This window comes from Kribbella sp. DT2 (assembly GCF_049844575.1).
Taxonomy (GTDB): Bacteria; Actinomycetota; Actinomycetes; order Propionibacteriales; family Kribbellaceae; genus Kribbella.
In genome coordinates this window covers 288,053-312,072 of record NZ_JBNCLH010000001.1, presented here as the reverse complement: position 1 = coordinate 312,072, position 24,020 = coordinate 288,053, and the positions used below count along the sequence as shown (strand labels likewise).

Annotated in this window: 22 protein-coding genes; 18 read left to right on the top strand and 4 right to left on the bottom strand. The window is 70.1% G+C overall.

Annotated elements, in window-relative coordinates:
* Positions 1-34 precede the first annotated feature (34 nt).
* On the top strand, positions 35-391 hold the full coding sequence (locus tag ACLQ2O_RS01450) for a YciI family protein (protein WP_425829047.1): 357 nt from the start codon (positions 35-37) through the stop codon (positions 389-391).
* Complete coding sequence (locus ACLQ2O_RS01445; protein ID WP_425826289.1) at positions 388-1,626, top strand: RNA polymerase sigma factor; 1,239 nt, start codon at positions 388-390, stop codon at positions 1,624-1,626. The genes ACLQ2O_RS01450 and ACLQ2O_RS01445 overlap by 4 nt, the downstream gene beginning before the upstream one ends.
* Before the next feature lies 1 nt (position 1,627).
* On the opposite strand, the gene ACLQ2O_RS01440 is transcribed toward ACLQ2O_RS01445, so the two are convergent.
* A complete protein-coding gene (locus ACLQ2O_RS01440; RefSeq protein ID WP_425826287.1) occupies positions 1,628-1,801 on the bottom strand; it encodes a CsbD family protein in 174 nt (57 codons plus the stop codon).
* 196 nt (positions 1,802-1,997) lie between these two features.
* Between ACLQ2O_RS01440 and ACLQ2O_RS01435 the strand changes: the two genes are divergently transcribed.
* Entirely contained in the window at positions 1,998-2,690 is a 693-nt protein-coding gene (locus ACLQ2O_RS01435) for a hypothetical protein (RefSeq protein ID WP_425826285.1), read from the top strand.
* On the opposite strand, the gene ACLQ2O_RS01430 is transcribed toward ACLQ2O_RS01435, so the two are convergent.
* Both ACLQ2O_RS01430 and ACLQ2O_RS01425 read right to left on the bottom strand, forming a co-directional pair.
* A complete protein-coding gene (locus tag ACLQ2O_RS01430; protein ID WP_425826283.1) occupies positions 2,687-3,238 on the bottom strand; it encodes a DUF4240 domain-containing protein in 552 nt (183 codons plus the stop codon). The two genes, ACLQ2O_RS01435 and ACLQ2O_RS01430, sit on opposite strands and share 4 nt — an antisense overlap.
* A gap of 58 nt (positions 3,239-3,296) precedes the next feature.
* A complete protein-coding gene (locus ACLQ2O_RS01425) occupies positions 3,297-4,244 on the bottom strand; it encodes an aldo/keto reductase (protein WP_425826281.1) in 948 nt (315 codons plus the stop codon).
* Between the two features lie 104 nt (positions 4,245-4,348).
* On the opposite strand from ACLQ2O_RS01425, the gene ACLQ2O_RS01420 reads away from it, so the two are divergent.
* Positions 4,349-4,921, top strand: coding sequence for a transglutaminase-like domain-containing protein (locus ACLQ2O_RS01420; RefSeq protein WP_425826279.1), 573 nt, complete (start codon positions 4,349-4,351; stop codon positions 4,919-4,921).
* On the opposite strand, the gene ACLQ2O_RS01415 is transcribed toward ACLQ2O_RS01420, so the two are convergent.
* A complete protein-coding gene (locus ACLQ2O_RS01415) occupies positions 4,914-6,026 on the bottom strand; it encodes a LacI family DNA-binding transcriptional regulator (RefSeq protein ID WP_425826277.1) in 1,113 nt (370 codons plus the stop codon). The two genes, ACLQ2O_RS01420 and ACLQ2O_RS01415, sit on opposite strands and share 8 nt — an antisense overlap.
* Before the next feature lie 500 nt (positions 6,027-6,526).
* On the opposite strand from ACLQ2O_RS01415, the gene ACLQ2O_RS01410 reads away from it, so the two are divergent.
* From ACLQ2O_RS01410 to ACLQ2O_RS01345, 14 genes are all read left to right on the top strand, one after another.
* Entirely contained in the window at positions 6,527-8,005 is a 1,479-nt protein-coding gene (locus tag ACLQ2O_RS01410; RefSeq protein WP_425826275.1) for a sugar ABC transporter ATP-binding protein, read from the top strand.
* The gene (locus ACLQ2O_RS01405) at positions 8,002-9,027 is read left to right on the top strand and encodes an ABC transporter permease (protein WP_425826273.1); all 1,026 of its coding nucleotides are present in this window, start codon (positions 8,002-8,004) and stop codon (positions 9,025-9,027) included. The genes ACLQ2O_RS01410 and ACLQ2O_RS01405 overlap by 4 nt, the downstream gene beginning before the upstream one ends.
* Complete coding sequence (locus ACLQ2O_RS01400) at positions 9,017-10,066, top strand: ABC transporter permease (protein WP_425826271.1); 1,050 nt, start codon at positions 9,017-9,019, stop codon at positions 10,064-10,066. The genes ACLQ2O_RS01405 and ACLQ2O_RS01400 overlap by 11 nt, the downstream gene beginning before the upstream one ends.
* Complete coding sequence (gene rhaS, locus ACLQ2O_RS01395; RefSeq protein WP_425826269.1) at positions 10,063-11,154, top strand: rhamnose ABC transporter substrate-binding protein; 1,092 nt, start codon at positions 10,063-10,065, stop codon at positions 11,152-11,154. The genes ACLQ2O_RS01400 and rhaS overlap by 4 nt, the downstream gene beginning before the upstream one ends.
* A 13-nt stretch (positions 11,155-11,167) precedes the next feature.
* The gene (locus ACLQ2O_RS01390; protein WP_344177188.1) at positions 11,168-11,500 is read left to right on the top strand and encodes an L-rhamnose mutarotase; all 333 of its coding nucleotides are present in this window, start codon (positions 11,168-11,170) and stop codon (positions 11,498-11,500) included.
* Between the two features lie 3 nt (positions 11,501-11,503).
* Entirely contained in the window at positions 11,504-12,667 is a 1,164-nt protein-coding gene (gene rhaI, locus ACLQ2O_RS01385; RefSeq protein ID WP_425826267.1) for an L-rhamnose isomerase, read from the top strand.
* A gap of 2 nt (positions 12,668-12,669) precedes the next feature.
* The gene (locus ACLQ2O_RS01380; protein ID WP_425826265.1) at positions 12,670-14,703 is read left to right on the top strand and encodes a bifunctional aldolase/short-chain dehydrogenase; all 2,034 of its coding nucleotides are present in this window, start codon (positions 12,670-12,672) and stop codon (positions 14,701-14,703) included.
* A gap of 10 nt (positions 14,704-14,713) precedes the next feature.
* Positions 14,714-14,911 (top strand): hypothetical protein, encoded by a 198-nt coding sequence (locus tag ACLQ2O_RS01375; RefSeq protein WP_425826263.1) that lies wholly within the window; start codon positions 14,714-14,716, stop codon positions 14,909-14,911.
* Positions 14,898-16,361: an arabinose isomerase gene (locus ACLQ2O_RS01370; protein WP_425826261.1), complete on the top strand. Its 1,464-nt coding sequence runs from the start codon at positions 14,898-14,900 to the stop codon at positions 16,359-16,361. The genes ACLQ2O_RS01375 and ACLQ2O_RS01370 overlap by 14 nt, the downstream gene beginning before the upstream one ends.
* Before the next feature lie 78 nt (positions 16,362-16,439).
* Positions 16,440-18,041: a rhamnulokinase gene (locus ACLQ2O_RS01365; RefSeq protein ID WP_425826259.1), complete on the top strand. Its 1,602-nt coding sequence runs from the start codon at positions 16,440-16,442 to the stop codon at positions 18,039-18,041.
* A 4-nt stretch (positions 18,042-18,045) separates the two neighbouring features.
* Positions 18,046-18,348: a helix-turn-helix domain-containing protein gene (locus ACLQ2O_RS01360; RefSeq protein ID WP_425826257.1), complete on the top strand. Its 303-nt coding sequence runs from the start codon at positions 18,046-18,048 to the stop codon at positions 18,346-18,348.
* A 363-nt stretch (positions 18,349-18,711) separates the two neighbouring features.
* Positions 18,712-22,104, top strand: a complete 3,393-nt coding sequence (locus ACLQ2O_RS01355) for a family 78 glycoside hydrolase catalytic domain (RefSeq protein ID WP_425826255.1) — start codon at positions 18,712-18,714, stop codon at positions 22,102-22,104.
* A gap of 87 nt (positions 22,105-22,191) precedes the next feature.
* The gene (locus ACLQ2O_RS01350) at positions 22,192-22,755 is read left to right on the top strand and encodes a hypothetical protein (protein ID WP_425826253.1); all 564 of its coding nucleotides are present in this window, start codon (positions 22,192-22,194) and stop codon (positions 22,753-22,755) included.
* Positions 22,756-23,300: 545 nt separating this feature from the next.
* A complete protein-coding gene (locus ACLQ2O_RS01345) occupies positions 23,301-23,552 on the top strand; it encodes a hypothetical protein (protein WP_425826251.1) in 252 nt (83 codons plus the stop codon).
* Positions 23,553-24,020: the final 468 nt, after the last annotated feature.

Genomic DNA, 24,020 nt, shown 5'->3' with positions numbered 1-24,020 from the left:
CTCGCAGACCGTCAGGATGGTGACCGTGAAGTACATGCTGCTGATCTACTCCAACCCGGAGAGCTGGGCGGGCCTGTCCGCCGAGCAACGGGAGGACCTGTCGCGCTCGCACCAGGGCCTGACCCGGGAGCTGACCGACCAGGGCCTCCTGGTCAGTGCGGCCGGGCTGGCCGACCCCATCACGACCCGGACGGTGTTCGTGAACGCCGACAACACCCGCAGCACCACCGACGGCCCGTACGCCGAGGCCAAGGAGCACCTGGCGGGCTTCTACCTGGTGGAGTGCGAGGACATCGACCAGGCGATCGACTACGCCGCGCGGATGCCGGACGCCAAGCACGTGGCGGTGGAGGTCCGGCCGGTGATGGATGCGTCCGGGATGGAAATGTGAGTGATTTCGAGCTTCTGCTGCGGGAGCAGACGCCGCAGGTGCTGAGTGCGCTGGTCCGGCACTACGGGCACTTCGACCTGGCCGAGGAAGCGGTCCAGGAGGCTCTGCTCGCCGCCTCCCAGCAGTGGCCGAGCGAGGGCGTTCCGGACAACCCGCGCGGCTGGCTGATCCGGGTCGGCTCGCGGCGCCTGACCGACCTGCTGCGCAGCGAGTCGGCCCGGCGCCGGCGCGAGGAGAACGCCGCCACGATGGCCCCGCCGGAGGAGTTCGTTGCCCCCAGCCCGGAGATCGACGACCCGGGCGGGCGCGACGACACGCTCACGCTGCTGTTCCTGTGCTGCCACCCGTCACTGTCGCCGGCCTCGCAGATCGCGCTGACGCTGCGCGCGGTCGGCGGTCTCACCACCGCGCAGATCGCGGCCGGCTTTTTGGTGCCTGAGGCAACAATGGCGCAGCGGATCAGCCGCGCCAAGCGGAGCATCAAGCAGGCCGGCTCGTCGTTCGAGATGCCGCCGGAGGCCGAGCGGGACGCGCGGATGGGCGCGGTCCTGCACGTGCTGTACCTGATCTTCAACGAGGGCTACACAGCGTCGTCCGGCGACGACCTGCACAGCGCGGAGCTGACCACCGAGGCGATCCGGCTGGTGCGCGGCGTACGGCGGCTGCTGCCGGACGACGGCGAGGTGGCCGGGCTGCTGGCGCTCATGCTGCTCACCGATGCTCGCCGGCCCGCCCGGACCGCGCCGGACGGCTCACTGATCCCGCTGGAGGAGCAGGACCGGTTGAAGTGGAACAGGCCGGCCATCGTCGAAGGCGAGCACCTGGTCTCGGACGCACTGGCCCGGACTCAGCTGGGGCCGTACCAGGTGCAGGCGGCGATCGCCGCCGTACATGGAACTGCCGAGCGGGCCGAAGACACCGACTGGCGGCAGATCGTCGCGCTGTACCAGGTGCTCGAGCAGATCTCGGAAAACCCGATGGTCCGGCTCAACCACGCGGTGGCGGTGGCCATGGCCACCGGGCCGAAGGAAGGGCTGGCGTTGCTTGAGCCCCTGGAGTCCGACGGCCGAATGAAGGACCACCACCGGCTGGAGGCGGTCAAGGCGCACCTGCTGGAGATGTCCGGCGACCTGGACGGCGCCCGGGCGAGCTACCTGCTGGCAGCTCGCCGGACGACGTCGGTGCCGGAGCGGAACTACCTGCAGTCCCGCGCCGAGCGCCTTACTTCTTGCTGAACTATTTCTTGAAGGCGTCCTTGGCCTTCTCGCCGGCCTGCTTCAGGTCGCTGACGCTCTGGTCGGCCTGACCCTCGGACTTCAGGTCCTCGTCACCGGTCACCTTGCCGACGGCCTCCTTGGCCTTGCCGGCCAGGTCTTCCGCGGCGTTCTTCGCCTTGTCTGCCAAGCTCATGGTGCTTGTCCTCTCGTTGGGTGACGGTCCGCCGGCACCCCCTGCGGCCACCGGCGAACCGTGGGCGGCGCCCCCCGTCCGAAGCGCCGCTTACCAAGTTCGTCGGACCGGGCAGCGGATCTGTCACGCCGGGGTGACCCACCTCACGCCGTACGGCGGAGTCGCGGTGGTCGGTGTCATGTGTCAGGTTGGGTGTGTGGACCTCACCAAGGCGTCACTGCTGCGCGAGATGCTGACCGGCACCGAGCTGGGCAGCCGCACCACGTCGTTCGCCCACTCGCTGCGGCGCTACACGACGCGCAGAGGCGGGCTGATGCTGTTCGGCCCGCCCGAGGACGAGCCGTGGCACCTGACCGCGCACCTGGACGACGAGCTGCACCGGGCCGGGGTGGAGGACGTCAGGCCGTCGCTGGTCCGCTGGGCTCCGCCGCCGGACGCTCCGCCCCACCTGGCGATCGGGCTGGACCGCCTGCGCGAGTCCGGCAAGGGCGAGTCGCTGCTGATCGTCTCCGAGGCCAACCCGGCGGACACGCTGCTGGAACGCATCGAGGACGTCCGCCGCCGCGGTACGACGATCTTCAGCATCGACAACGGTAACCGCGATCTGGCGTCGCTCTCCCACGAGTCGCTGGTCCCTGAACTGCTCGTCCCGAGTGGGCTCGGCAGCTGGACCACTCGCCCGGTGGTCCCCGACCGCGGCGACGAAGTCCTGGCGGACCGGGAGCCCTTGCCCGAGGAGACACTCACCGCCCTGCAGGAGGCAGTCGCCGGCTTCGAGATGACCCAGCACCTGGTCAGCCTCGCCGCCGCCGACCCCGACGCGGGCCAAGCCGGCTGGCGCCGCTCGCTGCGCACCTTCATCGAACGCATCGGCGGCGAACCGGCTTAGTCCTGCAGATACAGGGCTGCCAACCGCGGGAAGCGCGACTCCAGCTCACCCTTGTCGTCGAAGTCGAACTCCTCACCCGCCGGCACGTCCGGCGAGTCCGGCGTCCCCGCGTCGACCGCGGCCCAGAACGCCTTCTCCGACCCCGCGACCGCGCTGTAGGCCTCCGCCCCGACCGCGAGCACCGCCTCCCCGTCGAACAGCTCGCTGGTGTCCTCCAGGTCTTCGTCGACCACGTCGGCCAACGAGTCCGGATCAGCCAGCGCGGCCTCCCAGACCTCCCGCCCCTGCACCACCAGCCACCCCCGGAAGTGGTCGAACGAGTCGTCCCCCATCCCACCGTTGAGCAGGAACGACGCCCCCCACAGATCCCACCGGTAGGCCTGGCTCATCAACAACTCGAACCGCACGCCGAACCCGACGATCTCCTCCGCCGCCAGCCCACCCAACCCTTTGATCAACGCATCCGCGACCCCGTCCGGATCCACGACCGTGTCATCAACCTGCCCCCGGGCCGCATCCACCAGCCCCCAGAACCCATCGCTGTCCACCCTCAAAGCGTGGCACGAAACCCGCTCCCCAGAGGAGCCCCTGGGGCCATCGTTCTGCTCACCAAGCCGCGTTCAACTGGCTGCGGACGTCGGTGGGAAGAACCAGGCGGGCGCCGGACAGGGCTTTGGCGAGCTGGGCTTGGGCGCTGACGCCTACGACCGGGGTGACCGCGGGGGTGCCGCCGGTGAGCCAGGCCAGGACGACCTCGCTGCGGGTGACGTCGAGGTCTGCGGCGCCCTGGGTGAGGGCCTCCAGGCGACGGGTGGTGCCGGGGTGGTCGAAGGCCTCGTGGAAGGGGCGGTCGGGGCGTTCGTAGCTGCCGGTCATCAGGGGCGTGTAGGCGAACAGCTCCTGCTCCGGGTTCTGGTCGGCGTAGTCGAGGACCTCGTCGGTGATCCAGCCGAAGCGGTGGTCGTGGATGTGGCCGCGGACGAACGGGCGCGGCTGGAGGTACGAGTAGCGCAGCTGCAGCGCGGTCGGTGCGGTGACACCAAGGCGCTCGGCGATGCCACGGGCGCGCTCGGCTCGCCAGAGGGCGTAGTTGGACAGGCCGACACGGCCGATGGTGCCTGCGGCCGCGTGCTTGCCGAAGGCGGCGACGGTCTCCTCCAGCGGGGTCTGCCGGTCGTCGCGGTGCGCCAGGTAGAGGTCGACGTGGTCGATGCCCATCCGCCGCAGCGACGTCTCCAGCGCCTCGTCGATCGCCTTCGCGGACAGGCCTTCCGAGTGCTCCGGGTAGCTGCCGGGCCACAGCGGCTCGCAGCCGACCTTGGTGGCCACCTTCACTCGGTCCCGTACGCCGGGCCGCTGCGCGAACCAGCGCCCGAGCAGCTCCTCGCTCTGCCCGCCGCGCCCGCTCGGGTGCTCCCAGAACGCGTAGCAGTCGGCCGTGTCGATCCACACGCCGCCCGCGTCGACGTACTGGTCCAGCAGGGCGAACGACGTCCGCTCGTCGATCGTCGTGCCGAACAGCATCGCGCCGAGCGCCATCTTCAGATCAGTCATGCCCGCTACGATCTGACCTGGAGTTCGCTCCAGGTCAAATCTATTACTCGATGGATGAGACAAATAGTTTCACATCATGGACACCACGTGCCAGACTCCAAGCTGTGAACGACTTCCTGGCCTCCGACGCGGTGATCGACGCGACCCACCCGGCCATCGCCGAGACCGCCGCCCGCCTGCGCCGCGACCACCCCGGTACGACGGACTTCGCGCGCGCCGCCTTCGAGTTCACCCGCGACGAGGTGAAGCACTCGATGGACATCGCCGATCCTCGGCCGACGGTCGCCGCGTCCGAAGTCCTCGCGCACGGTGCCGGCTTGTGCCACGCCAAGGCCCATCTCCTGACCGCGCTGCTGCGCGCCGAAGGCGTCCCGGCCGGGATCTGCTACCAGCGTCTGGCCGACGGCAAGGGCGGCTTCTTCCTGCACGGCATGACCGCCGTACAGCTGGACGGCACCTGGTACCGCCAGGACCCGCGCGGCGACAAGCCTGGCGTCACCACTGAGTTCTCCCTGACCGACGAGCGCCTCGCTTACAAACCCGACCCGTCCCAGGGCGAAGCCGACCTCCCGGGCGTGTTCGCCACGCCCGACCCTGGTCTGGTGGCAGCGCTCCGCTCCACCGACGACGTCATCGCCCTCGTCGCGAACGGCGGTCTGCCCGGCAACCTCAGCTGAGCCCTTGCCCCGCGGTCTTCCCGCGCGTAGAAGTCCGTACGACGAGCTCCGGCGTGAAGGTGACTCGCTGGTGCTCGTGGTCGGGGTTGGACGACTCGTCGAGCAGCAGCTCGGCGGCGGTCTTCCCCAGCAACTGACGCGGCTGCCGCACGGACGTCAGCGGCACGGCGGCGGCCGCTGCGAACTCGATGTCGTCGTACCCGACGATCGCCAGGTCCTCCGGCACGCGCAGCCCGAGGCTCACGCACTGCTGCAGAAGCCCCAGCGCCAGCAGGTCGTTCGCGCAGAACGCAGCCGTCGGCCGCCGATCCGCAGGGAGCCCGGCCAACCGCTGCCCAGCACCCCGACCCTCGGCGACGGTCAACGCCGCGGTCGTGAGCTCGACCAGGTTCTCCGCGGGCAGACCCGCGTCCTCCAAGGCGTTCCGGGCTCCTTCGAGTCGGTCGGTGACCTGGCCGATCGTGTTCGGCCCACCGACAAAGGCGATCCGCTCGTGACCCAGCTCGATCAGGTGGCCCAGTGCGACCTCTCCGCCGAGCACGTCGTCCACGGCGACCGAGCAGTGCATGCCCTCGTCGAGCGAACGGTCGACCACGACCACCGGCGTACCGCGCATCGGCAGCGTGGTGATCCGCGGCGTGTGCGGGTCGATCGGCGTGATCAGAACGCCCTGGACGCGCTGCTGCTCGAGCAGGTCGAGGTAGTCCGCCTCGCGCGCCGCGTCCTCGTTGCTGTTGCAGAGGAAGACCGACAGGCCGGCCTCGCGCGCCGCCTCCTCCACGCCCTTGGCGACGTCGGTGAAGAACGGGTTGCCGGCGTCGAGCATCAGGTACGCCAGGATCCGGCTGCTGCCCGCCCGCAGCTGTCGGGCCGACTCGTTGCGGACGAAGCCGAGCGACTCCATCGCCGCCTCGACCTTGGCCCGGGTCGACGGGCTGACCATCTCCGGCCGGTTCAGCACGTTGGACACGGTCCCCAGCGACACTCCCGCCGCCGCGGCCACGTCCTTGACCCCAGCCGCGCCCCGTCCCCGCCCGCGCCCAGCCACCCGAGCGGCAGGCGTCGCAGCCTCACCCGGTACGGCGGCAGCCGGGATCCGCTTCACCGGGACGCGCGGCGTCCTCCCCGTACGAGGTGCAGGCGTTCCGCCTCGCGAGGGTGACGCACCGGTCCTCGGCGTGGCCGCTCCACTACGTGGCGCTCCGGCCCGTGGCGCGGCGGAACCTGTCCGCACTGCGCCCGTACGGGGAGTGCTGGGGCGTGGCGCAGGCGACCCGCTCCGCGGCGTACCGCCACCGGCTCGCGGAGACGCGCCGCGCGGAGACGCCCCGTTGCCCCCGCGCTCGGAGGCAGGATCCGGCGCTCCGGCGCCTCCTGCTGCGCTGGGTGGTGGCACGTGACCTCCCCGCTTGAAACGTGATAGCCCACGAAGCGTACCTGCCCTGACTGTGGATGTCCGCAGGGTCCGCCTGCGGACATCCACAGACTTCACCTCTGGCCCTTGACGCCCGGCCTTGCTCTCGGGCAATCTTCTTGAAACCTTTCAGCAACGACCGATCGAGACACGCGGAGGTGGGGATGGCGACGGACGCTCCGGTGCTACGGGTGCGTGAAGTTTCCAAGTCGTTCGGCGCGGTCGCCGCCGTCCAGAACGTGTCCTTCGACCTGTACGGCGGGGAGGCGCACGCGCTGGTCGGGGAGAACGGCGCGGGCAAGTCCACGCTGGTCAAGATGCTGGCCGGCGTGCACCGCCCCGACTCCGGCACCCTCGAGCTGGACGGTGCCCCGATCGAGCTGTCCACCCCCGCCGACGCGAAGGCGGCCGGCATCGCGGTGATCTACCAGGAGCCGACGCTGTTCCCGGACCTGTCCGTCGCGGAGAACATCGCGATGGGCCGGCAACCGCTGGGTCGTTTCAAAACCATCGACCGGGCCGCGATGCAGCGCCAGGCCGAGCAACTGTTCGCCCGGCTCGGGGTGTCCATCGCGCCGAACCGGCCGGCCCGTGGCCTGTCGATCGCCGACCAGCAACTGGTGGAGATCGCCAAGGCGCTGTCCGCCGACGCCCGCGTGGTGGTGATGGACGAGCCGACCGCGGCGCTGACCGGCGTCGAGGTCGAGCGGCTGTTCGCGGTCGCCCGGTCGTTGCGCGACGACGGGGCGGCGCTGGTGTTCATCTCGCACCGGTTCGAGGAGATCACCGCGCTGTGCGGGAAGGTGACGATCCTGCGCGACGGCAAGCACGTCTCCACCGATCCGCTGGCAGGGCTGAGCGTCGACGAGATGGTCCGCCGGATGGTCGGGCGTGATCTCGACGCGCTGTTCCCCAAGCAGGAGGTCACACCGGGTGCGGTGGTGCTGTCGGTGCGCGGGCTGCGGCGCGACCCGGTCTTCGTCGACATCGACTTCGAGGTCCGCGCCGGTGAGATCGTCGCGCTGGCGGGCCTGGTCGGGTCCGGCCGGTCCGAGGTGGTGCAGTCGATCTTCGGCGTCGATCCCCGCGACGGCGGCACGATCGAGGTCAGCGGGCGCAAGCTCAAGCCCGGCTCGCCGCGGGCCGCGATGGCCGCCGGGGTCGCGCTGGTGCCGGAGGACCGTCGCCAGCAAGGCCTGCTGATGGACCTGTCGATCGAACGCAACGTGACGCTGCCGCGGTCGAGAGCCCTGTCCCAGCTGGGTTTTCTGACCGGCAGCAGCGAGCGTCGGTCGGCGAAGGAGTGGACCACGCGGCTGAAGACGAAGTACGGACGGCTCAGCGACGAGGTCGGCACGCTGTCGGGCGGCAACCAGCAGAAGGTCGTGCTGGCGAAATGGTTGTCGATGGCACCGAAACTGCTGATCGTCGACGAGCCCACCCGCGGTATCGACGTCGGCACGAAGGCCGAGGTGCACCGGCTGATGTCCAGCCTCGCCGCGGAAGGCGTCGCCGTCCTGATGGTGTCGTCGGAGCTGCCGGAGGTGCTCGGTATGGCCGATCGCGTGTTGGTGATGCGCGAGGGTCGGCTGGTCGCCGCGCTCGACCGGGCCGACGCCACCGAGGAGTCCGTGATGTACGCCGCCACCGGTGCGGAGGTGACCGTATGACGGCCGTCGGGCTGCCCGGCGTGACCGCGCGCAGGTCCTCGCTCGACCTGGTGCTCCGGGCCCGTGAGCTGGGCATCGTGCTCGCGCTGGCCCTGCTGGTCGCGGTGACCGCGATCTCCAACCCGCGGTTCCTGTCCGGCCAGAGCATCCGCGACATCCTGCTCGGCACCGCGATCCTGGCCGTTCTGGCGGTCGGCCAGGCCGTGGTGGTGATCACCCGCAACATCGACCTCTCGGTGGGCTCGGTGCTCGGCCTGAGCGCGTTCACCGTCGGCACGCTGCTCCGGGACAACCCGGGTCTCCCGGTCGTGGTCGCCCTGCTTGTCGGCGCCGTGGTCGGAGGGATCTGCGGCGCCGCCAACGGCGTCCTGGTCCGGTACGGCAACGTCCCCGCCCTCGTCGTCACCCTCGGCACGCTGTACGTCGTCCGTGGCATTACCTACTTCTGGGCCGGCGGTCAGCAGATCAACGCCGACGAGCTGCCCGCCGGGTTCCTCGACTTCGGCAACGCGACGCTGCTCTCGGTGCCGTACCTGGTGCTGATCGCGCTGCTGGTCCTGGTCGTCACCGGCGTGGTCCTGCGGAACTACCGGGCTGGTCGGGAGCTCTACGCGATGGGCTCGAGCCCGCAGGCCGCCAAGCTGGCCGGGATCGCGGTCGGGCGACGTACGGTCGCGGCATTCCTGGTCAGCGGGGCGTTGGCCGGCCTGGCGGGCGTGCTGTTCGCGGCCCGCTTCGGCACGATCGACGCCGCGGCCGGGACGGGGTACGAGCTGAACGTGGTCGCTGCCGTGGTCGTCGGTGGCGTGGCGGTCTTCGGCGGCAGCGGGTCGGTCTGGGGCGCGGCGCTCGGCGCGTTGCTGCTGACCACGATCGGCAGTGCGCTGGCCGTTCTCGAGATCAACCAGTTCTGGCAGCAGGCGATCGTCGGCGCGCTGATCCTGCTCGCGATCGGTGCCGACCGGCTGGTCGCGGCGCGGGTCGCCGCGTCGTTGAAGAAGCGAGGCTCCCATGTCAGCTGAGACCGCGGCGATCACCGACCGCCCGGGCACCCTGGCCGGCCGGTTCGCGAACTGGAACGTCGCGATCATCGCCCTGACCGTGCTGGTGCTGATCGTGGCGGCGGCGAGCGTCGACAACTTCGGCACCTCGCAGAACTTCGGCTTCCTGGTCCTCGACCTGCTGCCGATCGCGCTGGTCGCACTGCCGATGACGCTGGTGATCGTGACCGGCGAGATCGACCTCTCGGTGGCCAGCACGCTCGGCCTGTCGAGCGCCCTGATGGGTTACCTGTGGAACGCGAACCAGCCGATCGAGACGATCATCCCGGTCTGCCTGCTGCTGGGCGCGGTGCTCGGCGCGGTGAACGGCTTCTTCGTCACCGTGCTCGGTCTGCCGTCGCTGGCGGTCACGATCGGGACCCTGGCGCTCTACCGCGGCCTGGCGTTCGTGGTGCTCGGTGACAGCGCGGTCGCGGACTTCCCGGCGCTCTACACCGACTGGGTCACCGGGACAATCGGTGGCACCTCGATCCCGAACGTGCTGATTATCGTCGTCGTGCTGGCCGTCGTGTTCGGGGTGGTCCTGCACGCGACGCCGGTCGGCCGCGCGGTCTTCGCGGTCGGAGCCAGCGAGCAGGCAGCCCGCTTCGCCGGGGTCCGCCCCGGCCGCCTCAAGTTCTGGCTGTACGTCGTGAGCGGTCTGGTCGCGGGCCTGGCCGGAGTGCTCTGGACCCTGCGGTACTCCAGCGCCCGCGCGGACAACGGTGGCGGCCTGGAGCTCGCGGTGGTTGCCGCCGTGCTGCTCGGTGGTGTGTCGATCTTCGGCGGCAAGGGCGCGTTGCCCGGAGTGATCGCCGGCGTGGTCCTGCTCGCCTCCCTGCAGAACGCGCTCCGCCTGTCGGACGTCTCCAACGAGGCGCTCAACGTCGTCACCGGCGTGCTGCTGATCGCCTCCGTGCTCGCCCCGAACCTCGCCAACGCCGTTCGTACAGCGGTGCAACGCCGCCGGCACCGCACCGAACCGCCCACCGGGTCGCCGTCCAGAAAGGACCACTCATGACCTTCCGCCTGTCCCGCCGTACGGCGGTCCCGCTCTCGACGGTGGCCGTCCTGTCCCTCGCGCTGACCGCCTGTGGTGGTGGCACGACCAAGGAGAGCACCGCGGGCGACGCGACCGCGGCGCCGTCCTCGTCGACGTCGGCCGCGGCCGACCCGAACGCGCCGCTCAAGGAAGGCCTGAAGATCGCCTACCTGCCCAAGCAGCTGAACAACCCCTACACCGACGTCGAGGTCGGCGGCGGCGAGGTCGCGGTCGGCGAGATCAAGGGCGAGTACAAGCTGGTCGGGCCGAACGATGCGAGCGCGTCGTCACAGGTCAGCTACATCAACACCCTGATCCAGCAGCAGCAGGACGTGATCGCGATCGCGGCCAACGACCCGAACGCGGTCTGCCCGTCGCTGAACCAGGCCCGCAAGGCCGGCATCAAGGTGGTCTCCTTCGACTCCGACGCGGCCAAGACCTGCCGGGACGCGTTCATCAACCAGGCCACCACCCAGGGCATCGGCGAGAGTCTGGTGAAGATGGCCGGCGAGCTGGCCGGCGGTTCCGGTGAGATCGCCGTCCTGTCCGCGACGCCGAACGCGACCAACCAGAACGCCTGGATCGAGGTGATGAAGACCGAGCTGGCCAAGCCCGCCAACCAGAAGCTCAAGCTGGTCAAGATCGCCTACGGCAACGACGACGACCAGAAGTCCTTCACCGAGGCCCAAGGCCTGCTCCAGACCTACCCCAACCTCAAGGTGATCGTGTCGCCGACCACGGTCGGCATCGCCGCTGCCTCGCGCTACATCAGCTCGTCCAGCTACAAGGGCAAGGTGGCGATCACCGGCCTCGGCCTGCCGAACCAGATGCGCAAGTTCGTCAAGGACGGCACGGTGAAGAAGTTCGCCCTCTGGAACCCGGCCGACATCGGGTACCTGGCGGCCTACGCCGGTGCCGCGCTGAAGTCCGGCCAGATCACCGGTGCCGAGGGCGAGAAGTTCAAGGCCGGCAAGCTCGGTGACTACACCGTCGGCGCGGCCGGCGAGATCGTGCTCGGCCCCCCGACCGAGTTCACCGCCGCCAACATCGACAAGTTCGACTTCTGACCCCGGAGCACCCGTGAACCGCTACTGCTTCTGCCTCCAGGTCAAGCCCGACCGGCTGGACGAGTACGTCGAACGGCACCGTGACGTGTGGCCCGACATGCAGGCCGCGCTGCGCGACTCCGGCTGGCACAACTACTCGCTCTTCCTCCGCGACGACGGCCTCCTGATCGGGTACGTCGAGGCCGACGACCTGGAGGCGGCGCAGCAGGCGATGGCAGCGACCGAGGTGAACGAGCGCTGGCAGGCCCAGATGACCGACTACTTCACCGGGATCGACGGGCGTCCGCCGGACGAGTCGTTCCTGCTGCTCCGCGAGATCTTCCACCTCACACCTGCGAAGGACTGACCTATGACGACCGAAGCCGTGAAATCCGCCCTGCGCCGGCAGGAGATCGAGCTGCCCTCCTGGGCGTTCGGCAACTCCGGCACCCGGTTCAAGGTGTTCAGCCAGCCGGGCGTGCCGCGGTCGCCGGAGGAGAAGATCGCCGACGCGGCGGTCGTGCACAAGCACACCGGTGTGGCGCCGAGCGTCGCGCTGCACATCCCCTGGGACAAGGTCGACGACTACGGCGCGCTGACGGCGTACGCGAAGGACCAGGGCGTGCGGCTGGGGGCGATCAACAGCAACGTGTTCCAGGACGACGACTACAAGCTCGGCAGCGTGACCAACCCGGACCCGAGCATCCGGCGCAAGGCCACCGACCACCTGCTGGAGTGCGTCGACATCATGGACGCGACCGGCTCCCGGGACCTGAAGCTGTGGTTCTCCGACGGGACCAACTACCCGGGCCAGGACGACATCCAGGACCGGCAGGACCGGCTGGCGACCGCGCTCAAGGAGGTCTACGACCGGCTCGGCGCCGACCAGCGGATGCTGCTGGAGTACAAGCTGTTCGAGCCGGCCTTCTACACCACCGACGTCCCGGACTGGGGTACGTCGTACGCGCACTGCCTGGAGCTCGGGCCGAAGGCGACAGTCTGCATCGACACCGGGCACCACGCGCCGGGCACCAACATCGAGTTCATCGTCGCGTTCCTGCTCCGGGTGGACAAGCTCGGGGCGTTCGACTTCAACAGCCGCTTCTACGCCGACGACGACCTGATGGTGGGCGCGGCCGACCCGTTCCAGCTGTTCCGGATCATGAACGAGATCGTCCGCGGCAACGCGCTCGACCCCGAGCGCGGGATCGCCTTCATGCTCGACCAGTGCCACAACATCGAGGCGAAGATCCCGGCCATCATCCGCTCAGTGATGAACGTCCAGGAGGCCACTGCGAAGGCGCTGCTGGTCGACCGCGACGTGCTGCGCAAGGCCCAGCAGGAAGGTGACGTGCTGGGCGCCAACGCGGCGTTGATGGACGCCTACAACACCGACGTCCGGCCGCTGCTCGCCGAGCTGCGGAGCGAGCAGGGGCTCGACCCGGACCCGGTCGCGGCGTACCAGCGCAGCGGGTACTTCGAGCAGATCAGCAAGGACCGAGCCGACGGCCAGCAGGCCGGATGGGGAGCGTGACAGTGAGCGAGACCGCGACCGAGCTTGTTGCTCGTAGCAACAGACTGGGTGCCGATCCGCGCAACACCAACTACGCCGGTGGCAACACGTCGGCGAAGGGGACGGCGACCGACCCAGTCACCCAGCAGCCGGTCGACCTGGTCTGGGTGAAGGGCTCCGGCGGCGACCTCGGCACGCTGACGGCGGCCGGCCTGGCCGTGCTACGGATCGACCGGCTGAACGCGCTCGTTGACGTGTACCCCGGCGTCGACCGCGAGGACGAGATGGTCGCGGCGTTCGACTACTGCCTGCACGGCAAGGGCGGAGCGGCGCCGTCGATCGACACCGCGATGCACGGACTGGTCGACGCTCCGCACGTCGACCACCTGCACCCGGACTCCGGCATCGCGCTGGCGACCGCCGCGGACGGCGAGAAGCTGACCGCCGAGTGCTTCGGCGAGCGGGTGGTCTGGGTGCCGTGGCGGCGGCCCGGGTTCCAGCTCGGCCTCGACATCGCACAGACCAAGCGGGAGAACCCGCAGGCCATCGGCGTCATCCTCGGCGGGCACGGCATCACGGCCTGGGGCGACACCTCGGCCGAGTGCGAGGCGAACTCGCTGGAGATCATCCGGACGGCCGAGCAGTTCCTGGCCGAGCGCGGCAAGCCGGAGCCCTTCGGTGCCGTCGTCCCGGGATTCGAGGCCCTGCCGGCCGAGCAGCGACGGCAGCGGGCCGCGGCGCTCGCGCCCGTGATCCGTGGTCTCGCCTCGACCGACAACCCGCAGGTCGGGCACTTCGACGACGCGGACGTCGTCCTGGAGTTCACCGCCCGGGAGAAGCTCGGTGAGCTGGCCGCGCTCGGGACGTCCTGCCCGGACCACTTCCTCCGGACCAAGGTGCGACCGCTGGTGCTCGACCTGCCGCCGACCGCTCCGCTCGAGGAAGCAGTGACACGGCTGAAGGAGCTGCACCTGCAGTACCGCGAGGACTACGCGGCCTACTACGACCGGCACAAGGAGCCGGACAGCCCGCCGATGCGCGGTGCGGATCCGGCGATCGTGCTGGTGCCCGGCGTCGGCATGTTCAGCTTCGGCAAGGACAAGCAGACCGCCCGCGTGGCCGGCGAGTTCTACGTCAACGCGATCAACGTGATGCGCGGCGCCGAGGCCGTCTCGACGTACGCGCCGATCGACGAGCGGGAGAAGTTCCGGATCGAGTACTGGGCGCTCGAGGAGGCGAAGCTGCAGCGGATGCCGAAGCCGAGGCCGCTCGCGACTCGGGTCGCCTTCGTCACCGGCGGCGGGTCCGGCATCGGCAAGGCGATCGCGCACCGGCTGGCGGCCGAGGGCGCGTGCGTGGTGGTCGCCGACCTCGACACCGCGTCGGCGGAGGCGGTCGCCAAGGAGATCGGGACGACGGACAAGGCGATCGCGGTCGGGGCCGACGTGTCGAGCGAGGCCGCCGTGGCCGCGGCGTTCGAGCAGGCGGTGCTGGCGTTCGGCGGCGTCGACCTGATCGTCAACAACGCGGGCCTGTCGATCTCGAAGCCGCTGCTGGAGACCACCGAGCACGACTGGGACCTGCAGCACGACGTGATGGCGAAGGGTTCGTTCCTGGTCTCCAAGGTGGCGGCGAAGATCCTGATCGACCAGGCCATCGGCGGCGACATCGTCTACATCTCCAGCAAGAACGCGGTCTTCGCCGGCCCGAACAACGTCGCGTACGGCGCGGCCAAGGCCGACCAGGCCCACCAGGTCCGGCTGCTCGCGGCGGAGCTCGGCGAGTTCGGGATCCGCGTAAACGGCATCAACCCCGACGGTGTGGTGCGCGGCTCCGGGATCTTCGCGAAGGGCTGGGGTGCCAAGCGTGCCGCCGTGTACGGCGTACCGGAGTCGGAGCTGGGCGCGTTCTACGCGCAGCGGACCCTGCTCAAGCGCGAAGTCCTGCCGGAGCACGTCGCGGCCGGCGTGTTCGCCCTGACCGCTGGGGACCTCTCGCACACGACCGGGCTGCACGTGCCCGTGGACGCCGGCGTCGCCGCGGCGTTCCTCCGCTGAGGAATCCACGATGCCCGACCTGCTGTTACCCCACTTCGCCCCGCACGTCGAGGTGCTGCCCGGCCTTGCCCCGGCTCGCGTCGAGGCGCTGCCGGGCCTCACCCCGCCCCACGGCGAGCCGCTGCCCCGCCCCACCCCGTTTCACATCGAGGGGTCGCTGGGTGGGGCTCGAACTTTTCTCGAGGAGGACGACCATGTGGAGTACTGATCCGGCGCGGTCCGTCGACGGCGGCGGTGTGCTGCCGTGGGTCGAGCCGCGCAAGACGCGGATCGGACTGGTCGCCGGTGGGCTCGGCGCGTACTGGCCCCAGTTCCCGGAGCTGCTGCCGCAGTTGCAGGCGTCGGCGCGACGGGTGGCGGAGCGGTTCGGGGAGTTCGACTGCGAGGTCGTCGACGTCGGCTTCATCTCCGACGCGCAGGAAGGCGCCGCGGCGGCGGAGAAGCTGCGACTGGCCGACTGCGACCTGATCGTCGGGTTCCTCACGACGTACATGACCGCGTCGATGCTGGTGCCGGTCGCGCAACGCTCGGGTGCACCTGTGCTGCTGCTCAACCTGCAGCCCACCGAGGCGATGGACCACGCGTCGTTCGACACCGGCGCCTGGCTGGCGTACTGCGGTGCCTGCCCGCTGCCGGAGATGGCGAGCGCGTTCGAGCGGTGCGGTATCGACTTCCGGTCGGTCTCCGGGTATCTCGAGGACGAACGCGCCTGGACCAGGATCCACCGCTGGCTGAAGGCGGCCGGCGTACGGGCCGCGTTCCGGCACGGACGGCACGGTCTGCTCGGGCATCTCTACCCAGGCATGATGGACGTGATCACCGACCCGACCCTGGTCTCCGCGCAGCTCGGCGGGCACGTCGAGATCCTGGAGATCGACGACCTCCGGGTCCGCGTCGAGAAGGTGACCGAGGCCGAGACCGAGGCCCGGATGAAGGTCGCCCAGGACGTCTTCACGCTCGACGACTCGGTGGTCGAGGACGACTTCCGCTGGGGTGCGACGGTGTCGGTCGCCCTGGACCGGCTGGTCGAGGACTTCCAGCTCGACACCCTGGCGTACTACCACCGCGGCCTCGACGGTGAGGCGCACGAGCGGGTCGCGGCCGGGATGATCCTCGGCGCATCGTTGCTCACGGCAAGGGGTGTGCCGGCGGCGGGGGAGTACGAGCTGCGGACGTCGCTGGCGATGCTGGTGATGGACAAGCTCGGCGCGGGCGGTTCCTTCACCGAGCTCCAGGCGCTGAACTTCAACGACAACGTGGTCGAGATGGGGCACGACGGGCCGGCGCACCTCGCGATCAGCTCGGCCAAGCCGCTGCTGCGTGGGCTCGGCGTCTACCACGGCAAGCGGGGGTGGGGCGTTTCGGTCGAGTTCGACGTGGCCCACGGTCCGGTCACCGCGCTCGGTCTCGGGCAGCTCCGCGACGGTACGTTCAAGCTCATCGCCTCCGAAGGCAAGGTCGTGCCCGGCCCGCTGCTCCAGATCGGCAACACCACCAGCCGCGTCGACTTCGGCTGCGACCCCGGCGAGTGGACCGACGCATGGTCAGCCTCCGGCGTAGCTCACCACTGGGCCTTGGGCACCGGCCATCAGACCGCCGACCTCAAAGCAGTCGCCAGCCTTCTGCACCTCCCCTTGGAGGTCGTCAACCCGACCTGAGCCCGGTAGTCCTTCGCTGTCTCCGACCCCAGCTGAATCGCCTGCCTGCACCACTCGCCCCAGAAGGAGCTTCGCCCCATGACTCTTCGGTTGGCCGCGGTCGATCTCGGTGCGTCCAGCGGACGCGTCATGGTCGGCGACGTCGGCGCGGGCACCCTCGAACTGACCGAGGTCCACCGCTTCTGGAACGGCCCGGTCCAGGTCCACGGCACGCTGCACTGGGACATCCTGCACCTCTACCGCGAAACCCTCGTCGGCCTCACCAAAGCCGCCGCCGGCGGCACGATCGACGGCATCGGTATCGACTCCTGGGCCGTCGACTACGGCCTGCTGGATCACGACGGCCGCTTGCTGGGCAACCCGATCCACTACCGCGACTCCCGAACCGACGGCGTGATGGACGAGCTCCTCCGCACCATCCCCGCCGAAGACCTGTACGCCGTGACGGGCCTCCAGCAACTCCCCTTCAACACCATCTACCAGTTGGTCGCCGAGCAGTCCCTCGACCAAGCCCACCAGCTCCTCCTCATCCCCGACCTCCTCGCCTACTGGCTGACCGGCATCCCCGGCGCCGAGGCAACCAACGCCTCCACCACCCAGCTGTACGACGTCCGCACCCGCACCTGGAGCAAGGACCTGGCCACCCGCGCAGGCATCCCCCCGACCCTCTTCCCCACCCTCCGAGAACCAGGCCACCTCATCGGCCCCCTACTCCCGGAGCTAGCTCAGGAAACCGGCCTGACCCCGCACCCATCGCCGACGCAGCCGACCACCCCCATGAGCACCGACACGTCGGCCGCCAGTCCCACCACGACGACCAACCCCGCGAGCGTGGGCACCGGGACCACCAGCACCTCGAGCGCGGGCGGTGGCGCCTCCGCCGCGGGGTGGGCAGGTCTGCGGGTACCGGTGATTGCTGTCGGGTCGCACGACACTGCTTCCTCGGTGGTTGCTGTGCCAGCCGCGGAAGGCGAGAACTTTGCCTACATCTCCTCGGGGACCTGGTCGTTGGCCGGCTTGGAGCTACCGGAGCCGGTCCTGACCGAAGAGGCGCGCGAGGCCAACTTCACCAACGAAGGTGGGGTCGACGGCCGGACCCGCTTCCTGAAGAACGTCATGGGGCTGTGGATCCTCCAGGAGTGCCTGCGGACCTGGGGGACCGACGACCTCGACGGCCTGCTCGAGCAGGCCGTCGAGGCGCCGGCGTTCGGCGTACTGATCGATCCGGACGATCCGACTTTCCTTGCCCCAGGCAACATGCCCACCCGGATCGACGAGTTCTGCGCGAGAACCGGCCAGGACAAACCGGCGACCCGCGCAGCAACCGTCCGATGCATCCTGGAGAGCCTCGCGCTCGCCTACCGGCGGACCCTGCGCAGTGCGCGGGAGATCGCCGGTCGCGAGATCGACGTCGTGCACGTGATCGGTGGAGGTTCGCAGAACGAGCTGCTCTGCCAGTTGACTGCGGACGCCTGCGGTGTACCGGTGCTCGCCGGTCCCGTCGAGGCGTCCGCTCTGGGCAACGTGCTGGTCCAGGCACGCGCCCTGGGGGAACCGTTGCCGGACCTGGGCGCGATGCGCGCGCTGGTCCGTGCGACCCATCGTCTGCGGCGGTACGCGCCGCAGGGTAGACCGGCCGACTGGGACGCCGCCGAGTCCCGGGTGTTCGGAACCAGGTGATCCGATGACCGCCCTGCACAACGAAACCCTCACCCACCCTGACCTGAGGGACCACCACCTCCTGCCACCCTCGCCGTGCGGCAGGGCCTGCGCAACCGCCCCGGCAGTGCTGCCGCGGGGGATCAACCACGAGGACCTGCGCCTCTTCCGCCTGATCGCAACCGGACTACCGATCGAGGCAGTGGCTCGCCGGCTGGATCTGTCCGAACGGACCGTACGCCGCCGAACCCGCGCCGCCTGCGACCGCCTCGGCTTCGGCACCGCCATCGAAGCCATCGTCTGGGCAGCCCACCGCGGCCTGATCTGACCCCAACCACCCAACCCACCCCAGAGCCACCGCTCAACCCTCCCAGAGCCATCGCCCAAGCCGCCACGGCGCCATCTGCCGAACCCTCCCTCGCGCCAACTACCCGACCCGACGCTCCGCCGGGGCGCTGCCGGCCAACTCAACGCGGCGCAGGCCGCCCAACCTGGCAGCAGCGCCAATCCCCAGCCCGTCGCCGCACCAACCAACTCGACCGCCGCAGCGTTGGCTGCCTGACCTACAGCTGCGCCAACCCGCTAACCCGCCAACCCGCCGTAGCGGCGCCGTTCAAGGCGTCGCGGACCACTGCATCACCCGTACGACCTCTCCCCTGTAGATCGCCCCGTCTCTGTGAGGAGTCCGCCCATGTCTTTCCGCTCTCGACTCGGCCCACTGGTGGCAGCCGTGCTGCTGCTGACCCCGCTGGTCCCCGCGACCGGCTCGCAGCCCGACCCGAAAGGTTCCGTCATCCAGGTCCAGAACCTGAAGACCAACAACCTCACCAACCCCCTCGGCGTCCCCGGTACGCCGCCACGCCTCAGCTGGCAGCTCGACGGCCAGCGCCGCGGCATCACCCAGACCCGATACGAGATCCACGTCTCCAAGGACCCGGCCAAGAGCTCGGCCGCCCTAGCCTCAGAGCACGCGGGCGACGCCTCTGGCTCTGCCGCTCCGGCCTCGTCCGGTGAGGACTCTGGTCCGGCCGCCCAGGCCTCAGATCTCACCAGCGAGGCTTCGGCTCCGGCTGCCCCCGCCACAGAGCTCACCGGTGACGCCACGGATCCGCTCGGCGACACCTCCACCACCGCCGACAAGAACTCCCGCCCGGACGTCTGGGACAGCGGCGTGGTCCGGTCCGGCCAGTCCGTCGAGGTCCCGTACGGCGGTCCCGCACTCACCGCCTACACGGCGTACAAGTGGACCGTCCGCGTCTGGGACGACCGCGGCCGCGCCTCCGCCTGGTCGCCGGTTGCGACCTTTGAGACCGGTCCGTTGCAGCCGGCCGACTGGCAGGGCGACTGGATCGGCGCTGACAACCAGCCGGGCGCCGAGTGGACCGATACGACGATCGACGCGGACGTGACCCTGGTGAAGGACGCGCTCGGCGTCTTCTTCCGCGGCCGCGCCGGTCTCGGGTACATGTGGCAGCTCAACCAGCTCACCCCCGACAAGCCCGTGCTTCGCCCGCACGTCCGCCAACCCGGCGGCGGTTACGAGCTGCTCGGCGAGATCCCGCTCCCCGCGGGCACCAACCTGAAGCAGCAGCACAGCCTCCGCATCACCACTGCCGGCCAGACGATCATCACCTGGCTCGACGACATCCAGATCGACACCCGCGAGCGCTCCGACCACAACGCGCCCGGCGTGGTCGGCTTCCGCACGAACGGCGAGGAAGACGGCATCGTCCACAGCCTCAAGGTGACCAGCACCGGTGGCGAGGTGCTCGTCGACACCAAGTTCGCCACCGGCGACCAGACCTTCCCCGACGGGACGGTCCGTCCGCAAGGCGGTCTTCAGGTCAAGGGCAACACCGACCTCTGGCTGCCCGGCCAACCGCTCCCGGTCTTTCAGAAGCAGATCTCCTTGCCCAAGGCAAAGAAAATCCGTAGCGCCCGGATCCACGCGGCCGCGCAGGGTATCTACGAGCTCAGCCTCAACGGCCGCAAGGTCGGCGACCAGGAGCTCGCCCCGGGCTGGACGGACTACGTCCGCCGGATCCAGTCCCAGAGCTACGACGTCACCAAGCTGCTGAAGTCCGGCGCGAACACCTTCGGCGCCGAGGTCGCGCCGGGATGGTACGCGGGCAACCTGGCGATGTTCGGCGCCAACAAGTACGGCAGCGACACCGCGTTCATCGCCCAGCTCAGGGTCACCTACACCGACGGTTCGACCGAGGTCTTCGCGACCGATTCCAGCTGGCAGACCGCGCCCGGCGCCGTACGGGTTGCTGATCTGCTCAACGGGGAGAGCCGGGACGCACGGCGTACGTCGTACGAGTGGACGCCGGTGCAGGTCCGTCCGAGTGCGACGAGCAAGCTGGTGCCGCAGACGGATCAACCGGTGCGGGTCACGCAACTGCTGAAGGCCAAGGCGATTCCGTCGCCGACGACCGGGGTCTACCTGTACGACCTCGGGCAGAACATGGTCGGCGTCTCCCGGCTGACGCTGCGGGGATCACCGGGGCAGACCGCCAAGATCCGGTACGGCGAGGTGCTCAACCCCGACGGCACGCTCTACACCGACAACCTGCGCTCGGCGAAAGCGACGGATCACTACACGTTCGCGACCAACCGGCTCGAGACGTACCAGCCGCGCTTCACCTTCCACGGCTTCCGGTATATCGAGGTGAGCGGTCTCGGCGCGGCCCCGCCCGCCAGCGCGATCGTCGGTGTGGTGCTGGGCACGGACGGCGAGCAGACCAACGAGTTCACGACCAACTCGGCGCTGGTGAACCAGCTGCACAGCAACATCGTCTGGGGCCAGCGCGGCAACTTCCTCTCGATCCCGACCGACACGCCCGCGCGGGACGAGCGGATGGGGTGGACCGGCGACATCAACGTGTTCGCGCGGACCGCCGTCTACAACCTCGACTCGCAGGCGTTCCTGAAGAAGTGGCTCCAGGACCTGCGGGACTCGCAGCGCGCGGACGGCGCGTACGCGAGCGTCGCGCCGACCGTACCGAACTCCTTCGACGGCGGCATGGGCAACGCGGGCTGGGCCGACGCCGGGGTCAACGTGCCGTGGACGCTCTGGCAGGCGTACGGCGACACGTCGGTGATCGAGGCGCACTACGACTCGATGACCCGGTACGTCGACTACCTGGTCGCCAGTTCGAACGGGCTGATCCGGGGCGGCGGCGACTACGGCGACTGGCTGAACCTCGACGACCCGACGCCCGGCGAGCTGGTCGGTACGTCGTTCGTCGCGAAGGGCGCTCGGCAGCTGAGCCAGATGGCGGCGGCGATCGGGAAGACGGCGGACGCGACGAAGTACCAGCAGGTGTACGAGGACGTGCGGACGGCCTTCGCCGCGCGGTTCGTCGCGGCCGACGGGAAGGTCGGGTCGGACAGCCAGACCGGATACATCCTCGCGTTCACGAGCGACCTCGTACCGGACGATCGGATCGCGGCCGCCGGGGAGCACTTCGCGGCGACCATCCTGCGCAAGGACACCCACCTGTCGACCGGGTTCCTCGGCGTCGACGGGCTGCTGCCGGTGCTGACCAAGATCGGGCGCTCGGACCTGGCGTACCGGTTGCTGCAGAACACGTCGTACCCGTCGTGGGGCTACGAGATCGGCAAGGGCGCCACGACGATCTGGGAGCGGTGGAACTCGATCAACCCCGACGGGACGTTCAACGACGTGGGGATGAACTCGTTCAACCACTACGCGTACGGTGCGGTCGGCGAGTGGATGTATCGCACACTCGCGGGCGTTTCGGCGGCGGAGCCCGGCTATCGCAAGGCGCTGATCGCGCCTACGCCTGGGGACGGGATCACCTCGGCGGAGCTGAAGCACCAGACGCCGTACGGGGTGGTGGGGAGCCGGTGGAAGCAGGAGCCTGACGGCCGGTTCACGCTGGAGGTGCGGGTCCCGGCCAACACGACGGCGACCGTCAAGCTGCCTGGTTCGGCGGATCGGGTGACCGAAGGTGGTCGCGCTCTTCGTCAGGCGGAGGGGGTCAGCGGTGTCGTCGACGGAGCCAGTACGACGCTGACTGTCGCCTCCGGCAACTACCGGTTCAGCGTGCGTCCCTGAGGGGCGCGGGCCGTGTCCGGGACGGTGGGTTAGTCCTGGCACGGCCCGGGTACCGGTCACGGCGGATATCCGAGCCGAGGAGGAGCTATGGACGGAATGACCGTCCTGTGGATCGTCGTGGCCGTGGTCGTCGTACTGATCCTGCTCGCGCTGTTCACGGGTGCTGCCAAGAAGTCGAAGCAGCCCAACAACGAACAGCCCGCCCAGGACCAGCCTCAAACCGCGCCGGCTACCGCAGAGGATTCGCAGCCTGCGGACGAGCCGCAGCCCCAACCCGCAGCGGCTGACGCACCCGTCGGCACCCCGTCGAGCGCCGAGCCGACCCGCACAACAACTCCCCACACCGCGACGTGGGGCGCCGACAGTGGTGCTCCTGCCCGCGCCTCCAGCGGTCCTCAACCCAACGACGTCGCTCCGGCCACCGACGAGCAGGGCGCTGAGCCTCAGTCCGAAGCGACTTACTCGGCCGCCGACGAGCAAGATGCTCTGCCTCAACCCGGTGCGACCTACCCGCCCGACGGGCAGGAGGCTCCTCCTCAGGCCGACGCGACCTACCCGGCCGCCAACGAGGAAGGCGACGGCTGCCCCGCCGACATGGACTCCGAACACTTCGCCGGCGACGGTGTCCTACCGTCCGAACGCCGTCCCTGACGAAAGCCCTCCCAGGCCGCACCACTGAGCTTGCCTTCGGATCACCAGCACGATCAGAGGCACGTTGGACATCGGTCCCGCCGGAGCAGGTCCACCGGCTTCGACCGGAAGCGAACCCCGCTCCCGCGGGACCGATGCACACAGCCCCCGGGAAACTCGCCGACAAACAGACCCGGCCCCGATGCACACAGCTCCCGGGGAGGTCGCCGACGGATACACCCGGCTCCGATGGCCCCGGCCCGATGGCCCGGCGCCGAAGACCCACGCTCTGACGAGCCCTCAACCTGCCGCAGGCGCCAAGCACCCGCGCCTTCGCGTTCGCGTTCGCGTTCGCGTTCGCGTTCGCGTTCGCGTTCGCGTTCGCGTTCGCGTTCGCGTTCGCGTTCGCCCCAGGGTCCGCAGGCGGGGATAGCCCCGGGGCATTCGGCAGGGACCTGCAGCCCCACCGGCCCGGCGGTCCGATGGTGCTCACCCCGCGCATGGGTCCGCCCGACCAGCGCAAGGCGGCTCCCCGGCTGCCCTGAACCGCTGCTACGGAGACGGCGGTGCCCGAGGGCACCGAGGGCTACGACGGCCAGCCGCCGTCCGGGCAGGCCCGCCGTCCAGGCAGGCCCGCCGTCCGGGCGGACCCGCCGCTCGGGCAGGCCCGCCGTCCGGGCAGGCCCGCCGTCCGGGCGGACCCGCCGTCCGGGCAGGCCTGCCGTCCGGGCGGACCCGCCGCTCGGGCAGGCCTGCCGTCCGGGCGGACCCGCCGCTCGGGCAGGCCCGCCGTCCGGGCGGGCCCGCAGCCCGGGTGAGTCGCGCTGGCTGCTGCTCTGCTGGCGCTTCGGATGATCGGGCTTTGGAGGCAACGCCGCGGGGATGGGCGGGGCTCAAGTGGATGCCGGGTGTGGAGCAGAGCGGGGCGAGACCTCGCGCTGCAGGTAGGCAGCGCGGCCGGTGACCGTCGGCTGCTGCTGGGCTGGTGCTTCCGGTGATCGGGCTTAGGGCGCCGCTGCAGGGGTCGGCGGGCCCGGGCTTGGGTGGGTGCAGGCGTGGGCCGGTGGCTGCCGATGCTGCGCGGGCTAAGGAGGGCAAGGCGGGTCCGGCGCCGCGCAGGCGGCGAGGGCCGATGGCTGCTGCTCGGCTGGTGCTCCGGGTGGTCGGGCTCGGAGGCGATGCTTTCCGGGTCGGCGGGCCCGGGCTCGGGTGGGTGCAGGCGTGGGCCGGTGGCTGCCGATGCTGCGCGGGCTAAGGAGGGCAAGGCGGGTCCGGCGCCGCGCAGT